This window comes from Dehalococcoidales bacterium (genome assembly GCA_030698765.1).
In the GTDB taxonomy this organism is placed as follows: Bacteria; Chloroflexota; Dehalococcoidia; order Dehalococcoidales; family UBA2162; genus JAUYMF01.
The window spans coordinates 1-13,348 of the sequence record JAUYMF010000061.1 but is presented as its reverse complement, the minus strand read 5'-3'; the positions used below and the strand labels follow the sequence as shown (position 1 = coordinate 13,348).

The window sequence follows — 13,348 nt, the reverse complement described above, 5'->3', positions numbered from 1 at the left end:
AGGGCACCATCTCACTGGAAGAGTACCTGAAATCAAGAAAGGAAAAGTTAAAAGAGAGGGCTACCCGGAAACATCAGTAATTATTGTGCTATGATAGAGACGGAGGTTGTGAAGTGAAGACAGCGGAATCCAGAGCCGAAGTATATTTAATGGCTCTCCAGTCGCTCTCCAGAGCAGAGAAAAAGGCCGTTATCGCTCGTCTTCTCGAAGATGAAAATCTCAGGGAGGACATCCTGGATTTGGCCCTTATACGACAGCGTCAGGGAGAACCCGGCCGACCTTTCAGTAATTACCTGGCAGATAGAGAAAAACAGAGCGGTTAGCTTGAGCTACCAAGTCAACATTGTCCCCTCCGCCGAAAAGGAAATGAGCCGGCTCTCCGGCGTAGTTCACAATCGTATCAGTCAAAGAATCCTCTCCCTGAAGGACAATCCACGCCCCAGAGGTGTCCGGAAACTCAGCGGACGGGAGGAATGCCACCTTCGAGTGGGTGACTACCGCATCTTATATGTCATTGATGATAGAAATAACACAGTCACCATCATTGCAGTAGGTCACCGGCGGGAAGTGTACGGTTAGGTAGTCTTACTCCCCTATAAATCCATCCCCCTGACCCCCTTCCTTTGGTAAAGGAAGGGGGGAGTGAAGGTAAGATAGAGCGACTGAGGGGGTAACGTCATCAGAATCGGGAATACCCATTGCCAAAGAGGAGCGTTACCGCTAGAATATCGGCTATAGTCGATTCATTTATAGGAGGCGGAAATGAAAGCGTTAGCCTGGTACACCGTCATCTTTAATCTGTTGCTCGTTGTCCTGTTCATCCTCACTTCGGCCGGGATTGTGGAGGCGCCGCCGTTTTCCTGGCTGGAGACCGTCCTCTGGGCTGTCTTCATGCTGCCGGTAATTATCCTGGGAGTCCGTGTCATCAGAGAGCCCAGCTAAGCCCGGGCAAGAGCGAACTAAACATAGCTGTTAACCGGCCTCCGGAGAGGTCTAGCCGGTAGTGGGCTGGCCCTCTCGCGAGGTTGTTTGGTCGTGAATTTCCCTTAAAACAGTGGTGAAGAGGGGCGAAGCCCCTCTTCACCACCATCCCCATCTTCCCTTTGTTAAGGGGGAACGGATTAGAGGGATAGAGTTGGACGAGCTTGAAGTCAGCTGCTACTCGGGACATACCTATGCCGAAAGACCGGTATCCTTCCGGTGGCGGGGGATAGAATACCAGGTGGCGGAAATAGAAAAAGACTGGCTGGAGCCGGGAGAACGGCACTTTCGGGTGCGCACGGGGGATAACAAATTCTTCCAACTCTGCTATAATGAGACAAACCGGCAATGGTCAATAAGCGAGCGGGGGTGAATGATGAAAGAAATCCTGAAAATACTGCAAGATGATGCCCGCACCACCACCAGCCAGATATCAGCCATGACCGGGATACCCGGTACTGAAGTCAGCAAATACATCAAGCAGGCCGAAAAGGACCGGATTATCCTCAAATACAAAGCGATAATAAACTGGGACAAGGTGGATGACGAGCAGGTACTGGCCTTGATTGAAGTCAAGCTCACTCCGCAGAAGGACGTCGGCTTTGACTCCATCGCCGAGAGTATCTACCGCTTCCCCCAGACCCGCACCGTTTACCTCATCTCGGGGACATACGACCTTTTTGTGCTCATAGCCGGGAAGACCAACCATGAAGTCGCCGATTTCGTGTCACAAAAGCTCTCCCACATTGAAGGAGTGCAGGGGACGGTCACCCAGTTTGTCCTCAAGCGTTATAAAGAAGATGACGAGATTATCGAGGGGCAAGAGGAAATCAAGCGGCAGAAGGTGATACTCTAGATAAGTATTGTCTAACCTATTATCCGGTCAGGAGATTGTTATGTCAACTAAATCCAGAGTCCCGGTAAGAAAATATCCGATATCCCAGCGTGTCAATCAGATATCCCCTTCCGGTATACGCCGCTTCTTTGATCTCCTGGCCTCTATGGACGGGGTAATCTCGCTGGGGGTTGGCGAACCGGACTACGCCACTCCCTGGCACATCTGCGAGGCCGCCATCGAATCCCTGAAAAAAGGTTACACCATGTACACCTCAAATTCAGGTATGCCGGAACTGCGCCAGGAACTGGCACGACACCTGGTAAAGACCTATAACCTGGAATATGACCCCGGCAGTGAAATGCTGATTACCGTCGGCGTTAGCGAAGCGCTGGACCTGGCCATGAGGGCTATCCTCGACCCGGGAGATGAGGTAATCATGGCTGACCCCTGCTACGTTTCCTACACCCCGTGCGTTATCATGGCCGGGGGCACGCCGGTCATGGTACCGACCGCTGAAGAAAGCGGCTTTGAACTCAGCGCCGGTGAGATTGAAAAACGGATTACCCCCCGCACACGGGCAATCCTCCTCGGTTATCCGGCCAACCCTACCGGGGCCGTGATGAGCCGGGAAAAGCTGGCTGACGTTGCCGGGGTAGCCCAACGTCACGGCCTCCTGGTTATTTCTGACGAGATTTACTCCCGGCTGGTCTATGGTATCGAACATACCTGCTTTGCCGCCCTGCCCGGCATGAAGGAGAGCACCATTTACCTGGGCGGGTTTTCCAAGGCTTACGCCATGACCGGCTGGCGCATCGGTTACGCCGCCGCCCCCCGCGAAATCATCGCCGCCATGACCAAGGTACACCAGTACACCATGATGTGCGCGCCGACCATGGGACAGATTGCCGCTATCGAGGCATTAAAGTCCGGCGAGGATAGCGCCGCCGGGATGGTACAGGACTACAACCGGCGCCGTCTGGTCATGGTCAAGGGACTGTGTGATATTGGACTGGACTGTTTTGAACCCAGGGGCGCCTTTTACGCCTTCCCCTCGATAAAGCGCACCGGCATGACCTCGGAGGAATTTACCGAAAAGCTGCTCACCGAGGAGAAAGTAGCGGTAGTCCCCGGCTCTGCCTTCGGAGAACACGGTGAGGGTTATGTCCGCTGCTGCTATGCCACCGCCCTGACTGATATTGAGGAAGCGCTGACCAGAATGAGGCGATTCGTCGCTAAACACATCAAGGATGGTTAACATGTTCGGAGACTTTACCATACGGGCGGCAATACCCGGCTTCTTCCTGAGTTCTCCTATTTTCATGATTCTCTGTGGGGTGATTGCGCCAACTTCGGAGTGGACAAGTCCTACCTGATGGCGATGCTGATGACGATTACCCCATGGCGGATGCCGGCAGAAGAAAATAGATAAGCTTTTCTGAGTATGAAATGGAGTGAACCTGATGAAGAAACTGGTCTGTGACCGATGCGGTAAAGAACTAATCGATAAAGACGACCTGGGCACCGCCCTCGAGGGCAAAGGAGCCTGGGCAGCCGCCGCCAGGGCCCGCGGCCAACAACCGCGTGGTATCCTGCCCTGTGAACACTATGTCCGCTGTGGCGGTGAGATGACCTTTATCAAAGAATACAAGGTTCTATGGTGGCACCTGAGGTTCACCCAACCCCCGAACAGTAAATCAGATTAACCAGAGAGGAGGCACCCACAATCAGGGAAAGTTACGCCCAAGCCGGTGTTAATATTGATGCCGCCAGCAAGGTCAAGGAGCTTATCGGCAGGCATGCCCGCGCTACCCACCGCCCGGAAGTCCTGAGCGGAGTGGGGTTCTTCGGCGGGCTCTTTGAGCTCAAGGGCTACCGTCAGCCGGTGCTGGTCTCCAGCGTCGACGGGGTCGGCACCAAGCTGAAGATTGCCAGCGCCCTGGATAAACACGATACCATCGGCATTGACATCGTCAATCACTGCGTCAATGACATCCTGACCTGCGGCGCCGAGCCTCTTTTCTTCCTGGACTATATCGCCATGGGAAAGCTGGCGCCGGAAAAAGTAGAGGCCATCGTCCGGGGGCTGTCCCGCGCCTGCCAGGAAGCAGGCTGTGCCCTCATCGGCGGGGAGACCGCCGAGATGCCCGGGCTTTACGCCGGGGAAGACTATGACCTGGCCGGGTTCATCATCGGCGCGGTAGAGAAAGAGCGGATTATCAACGGCAAGGCAATTACCCCCGGCGATGCTATCATCGGGCTGCCCTCCAGCGGGCTGCACACCAACGGCTATTCTCTGGTGCGTAAAATCTTCGGCGAGACCAGGGCCGACCTGGACAAACACTACCCGGAACTGGGGCGGACGCTGGGGGAGGAACTCCTCGAGCCCCATCGAAGCTATTACCAGATACTCAAACCGGCGCTGCCGCTGCTCAAGGGCATCGCCCACATCACCGGCGGCGGACTCATCGGCAACGTACCCCGGGTCTTACCCGACGGACTGACCGCGCGCTTCCGGCACGGGGCATGGACAATCCCGCCCATCTTCCAGCTTATCCAGCAGCGGGGCAATGTCAACCCTGAGGAGATGTACCATGTTTTTAACATGGGCATCGGCATGGCGCTCATCTGCTCACCGGAAAACACCGGCAAATTGACCGGAGCTTTAGCTGAGTCCAAAATTATCGGTGAAGTGGCCGAGCAGAGGGGTGGGGCGAGGGTGGTGATCGAGTAGGTAGAGGAAGAGATTGAGACTTCGAAGATGGCTTTGGGTAAGCGCAGGCTTGCTAACTATGATGGTTTTCCTCACCAGCGGTTGCGCTCATGAGAATACTCCTACACCTGACGAAGTTTCAGTTCCTCCCATAGAACCTGTATCCACTATGCCGACTCCCGAAGAGTTCTGGTTTCCCGAAAATCTCAGGCAGTTGTCAGCCAGCGAGAAGAATACAATAATTGAAATAGTGCTGAATACCCCTGAAGCATCGGAGTGGCTACAGAAGGAAAGTAAGTACGAAATAAGTTTCGACTGGGCAGCCCTGTACCCTGACTCGTCCGGAACAGGCTATTCCGGTTACATGAGATATGAATACGAGATAGTGGAAACGGGTATACCGGTATATCCGCGGGGGAGAGCAGTCCTCGACCCCAGGGATGCCGAAAAGATATATCCTGATGTCACCATCCGGTTTGGTGAGCCGGGCAAATGGATAGTGTCAGCGGCAGTCGACCTGGAAGCGTGTAAGGTTGTGTTTGTTGAAGGTTATCCGTTTCGGACCCCACCCATACGACCGGCTAAATGAACACCAGAGAAATGGGAGCTTAAAAAGAGAAGGAGTCTCAAGAATAACAGGGGAGTTTAAGAGGCGAAGCCCTTCCTCCGTACGGCTGTCATTGCGAGGAACGTAGCGACTAAGCAATCCGTGAGGGGAGGCGCAAACATACCCCGGCCGGATTGCTTCGCCCTCGGGCTGAACTCGGGCTGAAGCCTCCCGATAAATCGGGAGGGTTTCGCAATGACAATATGCGCAGGGGAAGTCTAAGAGGGGCTCAGCTCCTAGACTGCCCTGTCATTCCGTGCCCTGGCTTGTCGCCAGGACAGGCTTGACACGGAATCCAGAAGCGGGGAACGGGAAAGAACTGGATTCCGGCTCCCATATCAGTACGGGACAGGTTCCGCCGGAATGACGAGCGGATAAACACTTGGGGGAATGGGACTAAAGGAACGGGATTAAAGACGAGAGAGGCTGACTGTTGACAGAATCTCCCAGTAAGCGTCAAAAGAAGCTGCGCCAAGCCGGGTTGATTGTGGGTTTGGTCGGGGTAGTTGAAATAGTGTTGTTCGCCATCGCCGTGGGCGAAGCTCCTTTCACCAGTTTCACTAACTTCCTGCACGCTCTGCCTGCTGCATTAGTCCTCAGCTTTCCCTTTTTAGTCATGGTAGGGATTGCCTGGCAGTGGCCACTGGCCGGTGGAATTCTGTTAATTGCGGCGAGCCTTTTCTGGCCGGTCTGGCGGCTATCCACCGTACCGACAATGCCACCAATATCTTCTATAATAGTCTTCATTGTGCTACCGGTAAGCCTGTTACCGCTGATATCCGGGATTCTTCTCCTTATCTCGGGGAGAGGACATCACAAAGATTAGAAAAAGAGTAGAAATAAACGGAGGTTCTTAATGCGGGCTATCATCAGCGTTTCTGACAAAGCGGGAGTGACCGATTTCGCTAAAGGCTTGAGCCAACTGGGCTTTGACATCTTCTCCACCGGCGGCACCAAAAAGACGCTGGCGGAGGCAGGAGTGCCGGTAAAAAGCGTCTCTGACATCACCGGCTTCCCGGAGATTCTGGACGGCAGGGTAAAGACCCTGCACCCGCTCATCTACGGCGGCATCCTCGCCCGGCGCGACCTTCCGGAGCACATGGCGGAGATAGCCAAAAACAATATTGGGAATATCGACCTGGTGGCGGTCAACCTCTACCCTTTTGTCCAGACTGTAGCTAAGCAAGGTGTCGGCCTTGAGGAAGCGCTGGAGAACATCGATATCGGCGGGCCGAGCATGCTGCGCGCCTCCGCCAAGAACTTCCCCGGCGTTATCGTGGTGGTTGACCCGGCTGACTACGGGCCGGTCCTGGAGAAGCTGAAGACGGGAGACCTGGCACTGGAGGAACGAAAACGGCTGGCACAGAAAGCCTTCCAGCACGTCGCCACCTATGATACCGCCATTGCGCAGTACCTGAGACAGGACAGCGGCGAAATTTTCCCCGAGGAAATGACCATCGCCCTCCAGAAACGCTACGACCTCCGCTACGGAGAGAACCCCCACCAGAAGGCCGCCTTCTACGCCGAGCGGGACGTGGTCGGGGGCAAGAGCACCGGCATCACCTGGGCAAAACAGCTCGGGGGCAAGGAGCTTTCCTTCAACAATATCCTGGACGCGGACGCCGCCTGGGGGGCAGCCACGGACTTTGCCGCGCCCACCGTGTCCGTGGTCAAGCACACCAACTCCTGCGGTTTAGCCAGTCATGAGGACATCGCCGAGGCCTACCGGCGGGCCTTCAGCGGCGACCCTGTGGCAGCTTTCGGGGGTATTGTCGCTGCCAATAGAAAGGTTACCCTGGCGATGGCTGAGGCTATGAAGTCGGTATTCTACGAGATTGTCATCGCCCCGGAATATGACGCCGATGCCCTCAAACTGCTCCAGCGCAAGAAAGACCTGCGCATACTCATCGCCGAACTGCCCCCCGGTTACGGAGAAGCGGAACCGGAATATTTAGACCTCCGCAGGGTAAAGGGCGGCCTCCTGGTACAGACCTCCGACTCTCTGCCCGAAAAGAGTGTCAAGCTGAAAACAGTGACCCGCCGTGAGCCGACCAAGGCTGAGATTGACGATCTGCTCTTTGCCTGGCGCGCCGTCAAGCACATCAAATCGAACGCCATTGTGCTGGCTAAAGACAAGATGATAGTGGGGATGGGGGCCGGTCAGCCCAGCCGCATTATCAGCGCCCGGGTAGCCCGGGACAAGGCCGGGGAAAAAGCCAGGGGCAGTGTACTGGCCTCGGATGCGATGTTCCCCTTTTCCGATGTAGTGGAAGCGGCCGCCGCCGCCGGGGTCACTGCCATCATCCAGCCGGGAGGCTCGATAAGGGACGAGGACTCCATCAAGGCGGCTGATGACAATAATATCGCTATGGTCTTTACCGGAACGAGGCATTTCCGGCACTAGGCAAAGCCAGGGTAATGTCAGTTAGAGAGTGTTTAATAGCCCGCTTTCTAGCCGGAGAGTTCCGTCATTACGAACGCAGTGAAGCAATCCGTTTCTCTGGTCTACGGATTGCTTCGGGCTTCGCCCTCGCAATCCAACATGCTGGAGAACCAGCACAACAAAGGATGAAAATATATCCAACACCGTCATTCTGGCGAAGGCCAGAATCCAGAAAAGGATTCGACTGGATTCCCGCTGGAGTTTACCCCGTACTTGATACGGGGCGGGAATGACAAAACCTTTTGTATTTTTATGGGCATCATTTTCGTAGCAATGACAGACCATCGTTAAACACCCTCAGTCCACATCTTGACATGAAAAACAGAAGCGGGGATGATTAGACATCCCCGCTTCTGTTAATTTTCCGCCTGTTTCTACTTCGGGGCGGGGGGTACCAAACAATCGGCCGGGTCAGATACATTGCCGGCATGGTCAACAGCGGTGATGACCGGGTCGCTGTTCAATATCAGGTGCGCCGCAACGGCTCCCGCCTGCCCTTTGGTGCTACCCATTTTCTTCATCTCGGGGATGGCGTCAGGGTCTTCGGTTATCTTGACGACATCTCCGCTATGGAAAGGCCCAAAGCCGCTGACGAAGATTTCAGGGTCGGGGTCACAATTGTCCTCGGCGAACAGCTTGTAGAACCCGTCCTCATTCTGGCCGCCCTTGGGTCCGGGCAAGGTGGTAGAACCTGCCGGGGGAACAGTCTGCCCGTGCGGGTTCACGGTCTCTTCACAGGATACTACCGGAGCCGTGAAGTCACCTACGCGTATCAGCTCCCTGCCGATTGGCGTACCTTCTTCTGGGTAGCTATTAGCCCAGAAAGTGACGACAGCCTCATACACGCCGCAAGGCGCATCAGCGTCAATGCTGATAGTCTCGGTAAAGCTGACTGAAGTGCCGCTGGGAACGCCAAAGTGGACGGCCGGTTCCAGGGTCACATTAAGCCCCGGGTCCGCCTCAACTGTAGCCCAAACGTCAGTGGACAGGGCGGTCAGACCGGCCAGAATCGCATCAGAGACTTCATCGGCGCTGGCGGCGAACAGGTAAGCGCCATTGGTGGCCGCCGCAATTCGGCTGGCTTGCCCTGCACTGCCATCCTCAACAATACCGTAGGCCGCTGCATAGTCGCCGCCAAAGTTGTTCGGGTTATCGTCCAGGCCAGCCGGGTAGAAGACACCACCGCTGGTATCCAGGCTTACGGCGATGACATGAACGTTAGCCGCTTGCAGCGCCGCGGTAACCGTGGCTTCATCAAGGTCAAAACCCAGGACGGTAGCGGCTGCGGGTACCGGGTCATGGGCCGGAGCATCCCCGAAGATAACCACAATCCGGGAAGAGCCGGGCCGCCAGCCAATTGCCGGGTCGGTAGCCAGTTGATAAAGGGCGTAGAACCAGCCTTCAGGCCCATCAGCCCCACCACTCGCTCCCCAGGCGCCTATCGCAGCCAGGGCTGGAGCAGCGCCGTCAATCGATGCGCTATTCTGGAATGCGTACGCGTCAAAGGGGAAGTCCTTGTAATCTCCGGCGCCGAACTGGGCCGTCGGGTCAAGCCCCGATATAGTAGCTAAAATAGTGCTGGCATTAGCCTGCACGTTAGCAATGGCCGGACCCATGCTGCCCGTGGTGTCCGCCAGGAAGTAAACATCCGGCAGGGGCGGAATCTCGGGTACGTCCACCGTCTTTTCTACAACCAGTACTTCACCGGGAAGTAATTCCTCTATTACCGTGTCCGGAGTGACAGCGGCGCTTGCCGGCATAACCAGCAGTGATGTAATCAGCAGAACCGGCAGCAGTACCCTGGACAGAACTCTTAGAAACTTTTTCAATTTTCCCTCCTTTTAGATTTTGCTTGTATGATAGCTACCTCTTGCGGACTAGCGCATACACATCACCTCCTATTATTACCTTGACAGAAGTCTACTCTCGCTCCATAATAAATACAGAAGGCATGAAAGCTGGCTCGCGAACGTCAGTGGCTTGTCCTTCTCGGGGGCCGCCTTTGCCGAGGTTGCCCCCATTTCTATTGTCACTTAATCTGCGGCCTATAGACACCGTAGATTGAAGGAATTAATTCAGCAGGTTTCCAGTTCCTTTCCTCTTTCCTCCTCTATGTCATATTGGCGGATTCTTCGTCCTGCGGAGGCCGTATCGTTAATTAAACTATCACTAATCAATATTTTAAATCCCCGAAGGGTCACAAGCGGGCAGACAAAGGTTTCAATAAACAGACCTGAAATGATATCTCTCATTCCTTGAAATCATACTTGCCGGTAGTGTTATGATGATTCCACATCAAGGGAGAGAGAGTAATAGCTTACTACCCGAAGGTGGAAATCAGCGTGCCGTAAGTGCCTGAAATGGTGCCGGATAGTGGAAAATTGGTGGAATATTGGTTCCAATACGGTGTAAATGAGAGATGGCTGTTTGAGGAACGTGACGTGATTATCCCGGAAGATGCCCGGCGGTCAGGCTTTTAGCGGAATACCCGGCGGAGAGAACGCGGGAGACCGGGGGAAACAGAATTCACCAGAAGGCTGCTCGGACGATTTCACCAAACCGGTAACCGGTTCTCCGCCCGGTATGACATTTGGAGAGCGAATCGCCGTGCTAAAAGCCCGTTCTCAGGCGGAGGGGTGGTCTATGATATACCCGGTTTTGGGTATAGTGCGGATGACTGCCGGCTGGGCAGGGTCGGGCTCTATCTTGCGCCTGATACGGCTTATCCAGGTCCTCAGTATCTGCACATCATCCCGGTACTCAGGTCCCCAGATTTTTATGAGCAGCTCCTCGTACATCATAAGTTTACCGGCATTGCGAGCCAGCTCGCTCAGCAGGAGCCATTCGATTCTTGTCAGCGGTATTTCTTTCCCATCCACAACAACGAGATGGTTCTTGAGGTTAACACTGATATTCCCTAACGTAATGAAATCAATGACGGTACGGTCCCGGTCAAGTGCCAGGCGGCGCCTGACCGCTTCAATCCGCGCCACCAGCTCATCGGGATTGAAGGGTTTAACCAGATAGTCATCGGCGCCCATATCCAGGCCTTTTATCTTGTCCGTGTTGCCTTCTCTGCCGCTCAAAATGATAACCGGCACCGAAGATAAAGCCCGGATCTGTTTCAGGGTCTCAAAGCCGTCTATTCCGGGCATGACCACATCGAGGACGAGCAGGTCCGGTTCCTGTGCCTGCACCTGTTCCAGGGCTTCCAGCCCGCTATCGGCGGTCAGCACTTCATACCCCGAGGTCTTAAGCCTGATTTCGAGGAAATTGAGAATACGCGGCTCATCATCCACTACCAGCACACGAAATTGCTTCACTGTTATGTCCTTTAAACGCTAAATCCCAAATTAATACTATTTGTAGAGACACGGGAATGTCAAATATTTGTATCTTTGGGTGTATTCGCCTATGCTTTCTCCTCTATGAAGATTAAGGGTGAGAACCGCTAAGAACTTTTATGCCCCGCTTCAGTAAAAATGTTATGTTTTTGTAATATCTTTCGACTTAATTTTATGACTTTTGGATACCGCCGCCTTTATAATAGTCTGACCCGTAGTGGTTTGATAGTGCAGGTGGTATAATAGCCCAAATATTAATGGTGAGGAATATTGGCTATTCCTCACCGGGAAGAGTATTATGGTTTCTATGACCAATGTGGAAAGGAAACAGTGTGTGCTGGTGGTGGATGACCATCCTAAAGTGCTGCGGTTCGTTGAAATAGATTTGAAACTGCACGGCTTTGATGTCATCACAACAACCTCCGGCGCGGAAGCTCTGGAACTGGTCAACTCAATAAAACCGGATATCGTGCTCCTGGACATGATCATGCCGGAAGTGGACGGTTTTGAGGTGCTCAGAAGGCTGCGGGCTTTCACGCGGCTCCCGGTTATGGCATTCAGCGCCAGCCCCGAGAGCCACCGGGATGCCATACAGCTCGGCGCCGACGATTTCGTGACCAAACCGTTTCGCCCCGATGATATGGCCAGGAGAATCAAGGCGCTGCTTAGCCGCTAGTGTAGCGTATCTCCACCCCACCTGGATTCCGTATCAAGCCGTCCTGGCGACAGGCCAGGGTACGGAATGACAGACATTGTTAAGGTGTTACTGCTACACGACACCAGGACGTTGTAACACTTAATCCTTCGTTTAAGAGATAGCCACCAAAACTGTCATTGCGAGGGCGAAGCCCGAAGCAATCCGCCACCCCGAGAAACGGATTGCTTCGCTACGCTCGCAATGACGATTGTACAATTTAAGTGATACAAGCTATCAGTACCAGGTAACACTTATAGTTACGCTGCCGCCACTGCTGTCATTGCGAGACCATTCCGACCCCGTATCGGTGTACGGGGTAAACTCCGGCGGGAGGCTTCAGCCCGAGTTCAGCGTTCGACTGAGCTCACGCCGAAGTCCCGAGGGCGAAGCAATCTGGGCGGGGGCGGAATTATCCCTTACCCCCAGATTGCCACGTCGTCCACCAGAGGCGGACTCCTCGCAATGACAACACGCGTAACGTGCTTTTTATGGGAGAACGATTCGTTTCACTTCTTGAGCGAAAAATAATGCGATGCACCACGCTAGCGTGGTGTAACGCAAATAACGTTATTATTATGCCTTTGTCCGGCAAACCGGAAGGGCAAAGGAAAAGGTCGAACCCCGCCCCACATCCGAGTCCACCTTAATCCACCCGCCCTGCGCTTCCACCAGACGCTTGCAGACTACCAGCCCGAGGCCGATCCCCTCGGTCGAGCGCGCTCCTCTTTTGAGCTGTTCAAAGGGTTGGAACAGCATCTTCTGGTCATCCGGGGAGATACCTTTTCCCCGGTCAGTAACCCCGGTGACGACAAAATCCCCCTCCATCCGGCCGCAGATCCTTATTTCACTGTGCGCCGGAGAATGTTTGGCGGCGTTTTCCATCAGATTGTAGAGTATCCTTTCCACCCTCATCGGGTCAGCCTCGACGGCCGGTAAATCACCGGGGAAGTCAATCAGGAAACTCTGGCTCACGCCCTGCGCCTTCAGCTTATCAACAACGTCCGGTAACACATCAGGGATACTGACCGGTTCCACGCTAAGCTGGAGCCGGTCCGCCTGGTATCTTGACATCTCCAGCATGTTCTCCAGGATGGCGGCTAACGACTCCGTACTCTCAACCGCATTCTGGAGAAGCTCATGAGCGTCTTCAGGGGATATTCCCGCCGATAATACCAGCCGCAGCGAACCGCCGATTACGGTGAGCGGCGTACGCAATTCATGTGAGACCAGCCCGATGAACTCGTCCTTAATCCGCTCCGCTTTCTTGATTTCAGTGATGTCCTTGCCGACGGCAATCATGCCCATCAGCTTGCCGTCCGCATCTACCACCGGGGAGCTCTGGACAAGAAAGGGAACCAGGGTACCGTCCCGGCGCCGGGCGGTGAACTCCCCTGACCAGCCTTTTCCGCTTCTCAGCAGTTCTCCAATTGCGTGCGCTTCCGGAGCGAGATCTTCAGGGACTAACAAGTCTATGGCCCTTTGTCTAATTACGTCCTCCGGCTGCCAGCCGAGCAGCTTGACCGCCCCTCTCCCCCAGAAGATAATCCTCCCCCTGACATCGGTGGTGATAATGACATCCTCGACGGCGTCCAGCAGGTGGGCCTGAAAAGCTATCCGTTCCTCCGCCCTCTTCCGCGCAGTGACGTTCCGGGCGATGTGTATCGAGCTGGTTATCTCACCGCTGGCGCTGACGATGGGCGCCGTGGCAATATCAAAATAAGCGTCCAG

General features: G+C 54.6%; 15 protein-coding genes. 12 read left to right on the top strand and 3 right to left on the bottom strand.

The window, feature by feature from the left end; all coding sequences use genetic code 11:
* Window positions 1-113: 113 nt before the first annotated feature.
* From Q8Q07_02990 to purH, 11 genes are all read left to right on the top strand, one after another.
* Complete coding sequence (locus Q8Q07_02990) at window positions 114-323, top strand: hypothetical protein (GenBank protein MDP3879258.1); 210 nt, start codon at window positions 114-116, stop codon at window positions 321-323.
* A 1-nt stretch (window position 324) separates the two neighbouring features.
* A complete protein-coding gene (locus Q8Q07_02985) occupies window positions 325-579 on the top strand; it encodes a type II toxin-antitoxin system RelE/ParE family toxin (GenBank protein MDP3879257.1) in 255 nt (84 codons plus the stop codon).
* A 183-nt stretch (window positions 580-762) separates the two neighbouring features.
* Window positions 763-942, top strand: coding sequence for a hypothetical protein (locus Q8Q07_02980; GenBank protein ID MDP3879256.1), 180 nt, complete (start codon window positions 763-765; stop codon window positions 940-942).
* A gap of 193 nt (window positions 943-1,135) precedes the next feature.
* Window positions 1,136-1,354: a hypothetical protein gene (locus Q8Q07_02975; GenBank protein MDP3879255.1), complete on the top strand. Its 219-nt coding sequence runs from the start codon at window positions 1,136-1,138 to the stop codon at window positions 1,352-1,354.
* On the top strand, window positions 1,355-1,837 hold the full coding sequence (locus Q8Q07_02970; protein ID MDP3879254.1) for an Lrp/AsnC family transcriptional regulator: 483 nt from the start codon (window positions 1,355-1,357) through the stop codon (window positions 1,835-1,837).
* A 40-nt stretch (window positions 1,838-1,877) separates the two neighbouring features.
* The gene (locus Q8Q07_02965; GenBank protein ID MDP3879253.1) at window positions 1,878-3,074 is read left to right on the top strand and encodes an aminotransferase class I/II-fold pyridoxal phosphate-dependent enzyme; all 1,197 of its coding nucleotides are present in this window, start codon (window positions 1,878-1,880) and stop codon (window positions 3,072-3,074) included.
* A 205-nt stretch (window positions 3,075-3,279) separates the two neighbouring features.
* The gene (locus Q8Q07_02960; protein MDP3879252.1) at window positions 3,280-3,522 is read left to right on the top strand and encodes a hypothetical protein; all 243 of its coding nucleotides are present in this window, start codon (window positions 3,280-3,282) and stop codon (window positions 3,520-3,522) included.
* Between the two features lie 20 nt (window positions 3,523-3,542).
* Window positions 3,543-4,550, top strand: a complete 1,008-nt coding sequence (purM, locus tag Q8Q07_02955) for a phosphoribosylformylglycinamidine cyclo-ligase (protein ID MDP3879251.1) — start codon at window positions 3,543-3,545, stop codon at window positions 4,548-4,550.
* Between the two features lie 58 nt (window positions 4,551-4,608).
* Window positions 4,609-5,118, top strand: coding sequence for a hypothetical protein (locus Q8Q07_02950; GenBank protein ID MDP3879250.1), 510 nt, complete (start codon window positions 4,609-4,611; stop codon window positions 5,116-5,118).
* 451 nt (window positions 5,119-5,569) lie between these two features.
* Window positions 5,570-5,962 (top strand): hypothetical protein, encoded by a 393-nt coding sequence (locus tag Q8Q07_02945; GenBank protein ID MDP3879249.1) that lies wholly within the window; start codon window positions 5,570-5,572, stop codon window positions 5,960-5,962.
* Between the two features lie 30 nt (window positions 5,963-5,992).
* Window positions 5,993-7,540, top strand: coding sequence for a bifunctional phosphoribosylaminoimidazolecarboxamide formyltransferase/IMP cyclohydrolase (gene purH / locus Q8Q07_02940; GenBank protein ID MDP3879248.1), 1,548 nt, complete (start codon window positions 5,993-5,995; stop codon window positions 7,538-7,540).
* A gap of 413 nt (window positions 7,541-7,953) precedes the next feature.
* On the opposite strand, the gene Q8Q07_02935 is transcribed toward purH, so the two are convergent.
* Both Q8Q07_02935 and Q8Q07_02930 read right to left on the bottom strand, forming a co-directional pair.
* Complete coding sequence (locus Q8Q07_02935) at window positions 7,954-9,408, bottom strand: VWA domain-containing protein (protein MDP3879247.1); 1,455 nt, start codon at window positions 9,406-9,408, stop codon at window positions 7,954-7,956.
* Between the two features lie 795 nt (window positions 9,409-10,203).
* Window positions 10,204-10,902 (bottom strand): response regulator transcription factor, encoded by a 699-nt coding sequence (locus tag Q8Q07_02930; GenBank protein ID MDP3879246.1) that lies wholly within the window; start codon window positions 10,900-10,902, stop codon window positions 10,204-10,206.
* Window positions 10,903-11,221: 319 nt separating this feature from the next.
* Here Q8Q07_02930 and Q8Q07_02925 point away from each other — a divergent pair, with 319 nt between their 5' ends.
* A complete protein-coding gene (locus tag Q8Q07_02925; protein MDP3879245.1) occupies window positions 11,222-11,599 on the top strand; it encodes a response regulator in 378 nt (125 codons plus the stop codon).
* A 594-nt stretch (window positions 11,600-12,193) separates the two neighbouring features.
* Here the strand turns inward: Q8Q07_02925 and Q8Q07_02920 are convergent.
* A partial coding sequence (locus Q8Q07_02920; GenBank protein MDP3879244.1) for an ATP-binding protein occupies window positions 12,194-13,348 on the bottom strand: 1,155 nt, incomplete at its 5' end.

Excerpts from the sequence above, each read along its gene's own strand:
- Q8Q07_02980 (MDP3879256.1), top strand. The coding sequence starts at position 763 with ATGAAAGCGTTAGCCTGGTACACCGTCATCTTTAATCTGTTGCTCGTT.
- Q8Q07_02970 (MDP3879254.1), top strand. The coding sequence starts at position 1,355 with ATGATGAAAGAAATCCTGAAAATACTGCAAGATGATGCCCGCACCACC.
- Q8Q07_02965 (MDP3879253.1), top strand. The coding sequence starts at position 1,878 with ATGTCAACTAAATCCAGAGTCCCGGTAAGAAAATATCCGATATCCCAG.
- Q8Q07_02960 (MDP3879252.1), top strand. The coding sequence starts at position 3,280 with ATGAAGAAACTGGTCTGTGACCGATGCGGTAAAGAACTAATCGATAAA.
- Q8Q07_02950 (MDP3879250.1), top strand. The coding sequence starts at position 4,609 with ATGATGGTTTTCCTCACCAGCGGTTGCGCTCATGAGAATACTCCTACA.
- purH (MDP3879248.1), top strand. The coding sequence starts at position 5,993 with ATGCGGGCTATCATCAGCGTTTCTGACAAAGCGGGAGTGACCGATTTC.
- Q8Q07_02925 (MDP3879245.1), top strand. The coding sequence starts at position 11,222 with ATGGTTTCTATGACCAATGTGGAAAGGAAACAGTGTGTGCTGGTGGTG.